Here is a 5,033-nt window from a genome sequence, read left to right as displayed (position 1 = left end):
GTCGTGCCGCCCGTTGAAGGATTGGGCGCCAACGTCCGTGTCGTCCTCGTCGATATCGGCGCTGTCCGGCCCAAATGGCAAGGACTGTCGGCCATTGAGCCAAAGTTCGCCGAGCGTCCCGTTCGGGGTCTGATTGAAGTGATCGACGAGATGGTCGATGAAAGTACGCACCTTCGCGGGAAGGTGGCGCCGGCTCGGATAGCCGATATTGATTTCGACCTTCGGCAATTTGTAGTCGCCGAGCACGCGCACGAGACGACCGCGCTTCGCGTCGCTGCCAATGAGATAGCTCGGCAGTATCGCGATACCCATGCCTAGCAGCGCAAACTGCCGCAGCATCTCCGTGTTATTGCAAACGATGACATTTTGAGGCCGTACGCGCACTTCGCCGTCCGCCCCCGTGAACACGCGCTCCTCGCCCCAGTACTCGGACGGCAGGCTCAGGCACGGATGTTCGGCGAGCTGCTCCGGCCGCGTCGGTACGCCATGCTTCTCAAGATAAGCGGGCGTGGCGCAGACGATCATGCAGCCGGTGGTGAGGCGGCGCGTGACGATACTGGCGCTGCGCATGTTTTGCGCGATGACGATGCCCACATCGAAGCCTTCCTCAACGAGATCGACGCCGCGATCGACGAGCGTGAGATCGGGGATGACCTTGGGGTAGCGCTGAACGTAGGTTTGCAGCACCGGCGCCAGGTTGTGCAATCCGAAGACGACGGGCGCAACGATGCGCAGCGTGCCGACGGGTTCATGATTACGCGCGACAACCATTTGCTCGACGTCTTCGAGTTCGTCGAGAATCTGACGAGCGCGCTCAAGATAAACCTGTCCCGATTCGGTGAGCGAGAGACTGCGGGTGGTGCGGTTCAAGAGCCGCGTGCCGAGGCGGGATTCGAGGTCTGCCACATGACGCGTGGCAACCGCGTTGGAAATATCCATCGAAGTTGCCGCACGAGCGAAACTCCCCAAATCCGCGACCTTCACGAACACGCGCATTGACTGCAAATGATCCATTGACGACTCCTGCCGCTTGTTACTGCTCAGAAAAAAAATCCCAAGCCAATACGTAATTGTCCTACGACTCTGGATTTGGTGCAGAGTTTGTTCATCGAAAGGCTATTTTTTTTTGGCTTCGAAAAAGGGACATTGCCGTTTGTCGTTCCCCACACTTCCTACGAATAGCACCTTGAATCAGTGACGATTATGACGGACAAACTCCCGTGGGACTGGGCGAAGCCCATGCCTTTTACCGGATTCCCGGAGGTATGGGCGACATCGACGATTGCTGTGCCGGCCTGACTCGGCTGCCATACGCCAGGCGCGGCCAGGCCGGACAGAAGGAAAGAACAGCAAATGCACTGGGCGGTTACTGCGCGGCGTCCAGCCGCTCTTCGATGTGGGTTTTGACCTGGGCGAGTGCGGCGGGCAAGTGGTGCCGCAGCTTGTCGAAAAGCTCGTCGTGCAGGGTCAGCTCGTGCCGCCAAGCCGCCTCGTCGACCGAAATGACTTGCTCGAACTGTTCGCGTCCAAAATCGAGCCCGGTCCAGTCGATATCCTCGTAGCGAGGAGAAATCCCGAACGCGTGGTCAACGCCAGTGGCCGCTTTCTCAATTCGCCCGACTATCCAGCGTAAAACGCGCATGTTTTCGCCGAAACCGGGCCACACGAACGTGCCGTCCGCGCCTTTGCGAAACCAATTGACGCAAAAAATCTTGGGAAGCTCGGCGCCGAGCGCATCGAGCCGCTCGCCCACTTCGAGCCAATGCGCGAAATAGTCCGCCATGTTGTAGCCGCAAAACGGCAACATGGCGAACGGATCGCGGCGTACAACGCCTTGCTGGCCCGCTGCCGCCGCGGTCGTTTCCGAACCCATCGTCGCAGCCATATAGACGCCCTCGACCCAATTGCGCGCCTCGGTTACGAGCGGCACCGTACTCGAGCGCCGGCCGCCGAAGATGAAAGCATCGATCGGTACGCCTTCCGGATTTTCCCAATCGGGATCGATCGAAGGGCACTGCGCCGCCGGCGCCGTGAAACGTGCGTTCGGGTGTGCCGCCTTACGGCCTGTCTGCCGACCGATTTCGGGCGTCCAGTCGTTGCCTTGCCAGTCGACGAGATGGGCGGGCGGCTCGTCTGTCATGCCCTCCCACCAAACGTCGCCGTCATCGGTCAGCGCCACGTTCGTGAAAATCACATTGGCCTTCAACGTCGCCATGGCATTGAAGTTCGTTTTCTCGCTCGTGCCGGGCGCCACACCGAAGTAACCCGCTTCCGGATTGATGGCATAGAGACGGCCATCCTTGCCGGGCTTGATCCACGCGATGTCGTCGCCGATTGTCGAGATCGACCAATTGCTCAGAGCCGGCGGCGGAATCAACATGGCGAAATTGGTCTTGCCGCACGCCGACGGGAAGGCCGCTGCGACGCGATACTTGCGCCCCGCATCCGAGGTGACGGTGAGAATCAGCATGTGCTCCGCGAGCCAGCCTTCGCTGCGGCCCATCGCGGACGCGATACGCAGCGCGAAGCACTTCTTGCCGAGCAGCGCGTTGCCGCCGTAACCGGAGCCGAAGCTCCAGATTTCGCGCGATTCGGGGAAATGAACGATGTACTTGGTGTCGTTGCAGGGCCAGGGGACATCGCGCGCGCCCGGATCGAGCGGCGCTCCGACCGAATGCACGCAGGGCACGAAATCGCTGTCGCTACCAAGCGCCTCGAGAGCCTGACGCCCCATCCGCGTCATGATGCGCATGTTGACGACGACGTAGGGACTATCCGTCAGCTCGATTCCGATGTGCGCGATGGGCGACCCCAGTGGGCCCATGGAGAAAGGCACGACATACATCGTGCGTCCCCGCATCGCGCCGTCGAAGAGCCCGTCGAGTGTCGCGCGCATCTCGGCGGGGTCCACCCAGTTGTTAGTCGGCCCCGCGTCTTCGCGCACCTTCGAGCAGATGAACGTGCGGTCTTCGACGCGTGCCACATCAGCAGGGTCGGAACACGCGAGATAGGAATTCGGCCGTTTTTGCGAATCGAGGCGTTTAAAAGTACCCGACCCCACCATCTCCTCGCAAAGCCGATCGTATTCCTCTTGCGAGCCATCGCACCATACGACACGCTCGGGCTTGGTCAAGGCAGCAACGCGCTGCACCCACTCGCGCAGCGCGTTATGCGTGATGTAAGCGGGCACCGTGCAAGCGGCCGTATTATCCATGGCGATTTCGTTCATCGACCTGTCTCCGTTTTATGTTGTTTAAAGGGGGAAGGTGGGCGCTCGCTGATACTGCTGGCGTGGAAAGCTCACGCGAGGGCGCTCGGCCGCGATGCGTGAGAAAGGGCGCGAGCCGCCTTGCAGCTTGCGCGTGGTAGCGACAAGCTGATAAAAAGAGAGAGTTCTGCCCAGCGACAGCAGCATCGAGCATCGTAACGACGATCGTTGCATCGCTCATGCCAGCCCCTACCTATGACAGGTCGGAAGCGCCAAGGATACACCGCGATTCAGCATTCACCGTGCACTGCTAAACCCTCCGTTATGAAAATTGCCATTCTCGACGACTACCAGGACGCCGTCCGTAAGCTCGATTGCTTCAAGCTGCTTTCAGGCCACGATGTTAAGGTGTTCAACAACACCGTGCGTGGCTTGGGCCAACTAGCGAGCCGTCTGGCAGAAGTTGATGCGCTCGTCCTCATTCGCGAGCGAACCCGCGTGACATCGCAGTTGCTCGACAAGTGTCCGCATTTGCGGATGATCAGTCAGACCGGGAAAGTCTCCAGTCACATCGATCTTGCCGCGTGCACCGAGCGCGGTATCGCTGTACTCGAGGGCGTCGGCTCGCCGATTGCGCCGGCTGAGTTGACGTGGGCGCTCATCATGGCCGCCCAGCGGCGCATTCCGCAGTACGTTGCCAACTTGAAGCAGGGCGCCTGGCAACAGTCCGGGCTCAAGACCTCGGCGCTGCCGCCGAACTTCGGGCTCGGGCAAGTGCTGCGTGGCCAAACGCTCGGCATCTGGGGCTATGGAAAGATCGGACGCATCGTGGCCGGCTACGGCAAGGCGTTTGGCATGCGCGTCCTGATTTGGGGGCGCGAGCATTCGCTCGAAACGGCGAAGGCCGACGGCTACGAGACGGCCACAACGCGCGAAGCGTTTTTTGAGGAGAGCGATGTGCTATCGCTGCATCTGCGCCTCAACGACACGACGCGCGGCATCGTCAAGCAGGAAGACCTGATGCGCATGAAGCCCACTTCGCTTTTGGTCAACACGAGCCGCGCTGAGCTGCTCGAGGAAAACGCACTCGTCAACGCGCTGTCGCAAAATCGGCCGGGCATGGTGGCCATCGATGTATTTGAAAGCGAACCGATCTTGCAGGGCTATGGTTTGCTGCGCATGGAAAACGTGATTTGCACGCCGCATATCGGCTATGTCGAGCGCGAGAGTTATGAGCTTTACTTCACCGCGGCGTTCGAGAATATTCTGGCGTTCGATGGAGGGGATACGTCGAGTGTCGCCAACTCTGAAGCGTTGACGGCTGTACGGCGGCGGTAGGTGTAACGTAGCTGGGTGAGTCTCCCGGCTAAGCCGCGACCGAGCGCTACGGGGACGGATCAAAAAAAATCGCGCGGGGACTAGGCAAGTCGCTGCAGATGCTGCATAATCTGCGGTCTGTTGGGGCGTTAGCTCAGTTGGTAGAGCAGCGGACTCTTAATCCGTAGGTCGAGTGTTCGAGTCACTCACGCCCCACCAAAGAATTTGGTAGTTGAAAATCAAGCACTTGCGAGCGATCGCGGTGCTTTTTTTTCGTCTATAGCAGGCGTGGGCAGCTGGCAAAAACTGGCCTTTGCCGGAAAACTGCCGGAACGGAAGAATCCAGACCAAGCGATCTCAACCTTTCGCATGGAGTCTGGTATGGCATACATCAGTCAGCGTGGCGAGTACTGGCGAGCCGAAGTTCGTCGGCGCGGATACAAGCCGGTCTATCGCACATTCGACACGAAGCAACAGGCACAGAAGTGGGCTCGCCACGTCGAAGGCG

At 59.9% G+C, this 5,033-nt stretch carries 3 protein-coding genes and 1 tRNA gene; 2 read left to right on the top strand and 2 right to left on the bottom strand.

Translation table 11 applies throughout. The features are described 5' to 3' along the window. Positions 1–1,014 (bottom strand): LysR family transcriptional regulator (locus VL598_RS05100; protein ID WP_325325606.1); only part of this gene is annotated, 1,014 nt, incomplete at its 3' end. Between the two features lie 352 nt (positions 1,015–1,366). Continuing rightward, a complete protein-coding gene (locus VL598_RS05095) occupies positions 1,367–3,214 on the bottom strand; it encodes a phosphoenolpyruvate carboxykinase (GTP) (RefSeq protein ID WP_325325607.1) in 1,848 nt (615 codons plus the stop codon). A gap of 318 nt (positions 3,215–3,532) precedes the next feature. Between VL598_RS05095 and VL598_RS05090 the strand changes: the two genes are divergently transcribed. Further along, a complete protein-coding gene (locus VL598_RS05090) occupies positions 3,533–4,546 on the top strand; it encodes a D-2-hydroxyacid dehydrogenase family protein (protein ID WP_325325605.1) in 1,014 nt (337 codons plus the stop codon). A 122-nt stretch (positions 4,547–4,668) separates the two neighbouring features. Then, positions 4,669–4,744 (top strand) — tRNA-Lys (locus tag VL598_RS05085). Positions 4,745–5,033 lie beyond the last annotated feature (289 nt).

Origin of the sequence: Trinickia sp. (assembly GCF_035492435.1) — a bacterium.
GTDB lineage: Bacteria > Pseudomonadota > Gammaproteobacteria > Burkholderiales > Burkholderiaceae > Trinickia.
This window is presented reverse-complemented; position numbering and strand designations above follow the sequence as displayed.

Bases quoted from the DNA above. Each gene is read 5' to 3' on its own strand.
- VL598_RS05095 (WP_325325607.1), bottom strand. From the start codon at position 3,214: ATGGATAATACGGCCGCTTGCACGGTGCCCGCTTACATCACGCATAAC.
- VL598_RS05090 (WP_325325605.1), top strand. From the start codon at position 3,533: ATGAAAATTGCCATTCTCGACGACTACCAGGACGCCGTCCGTAAGCTC.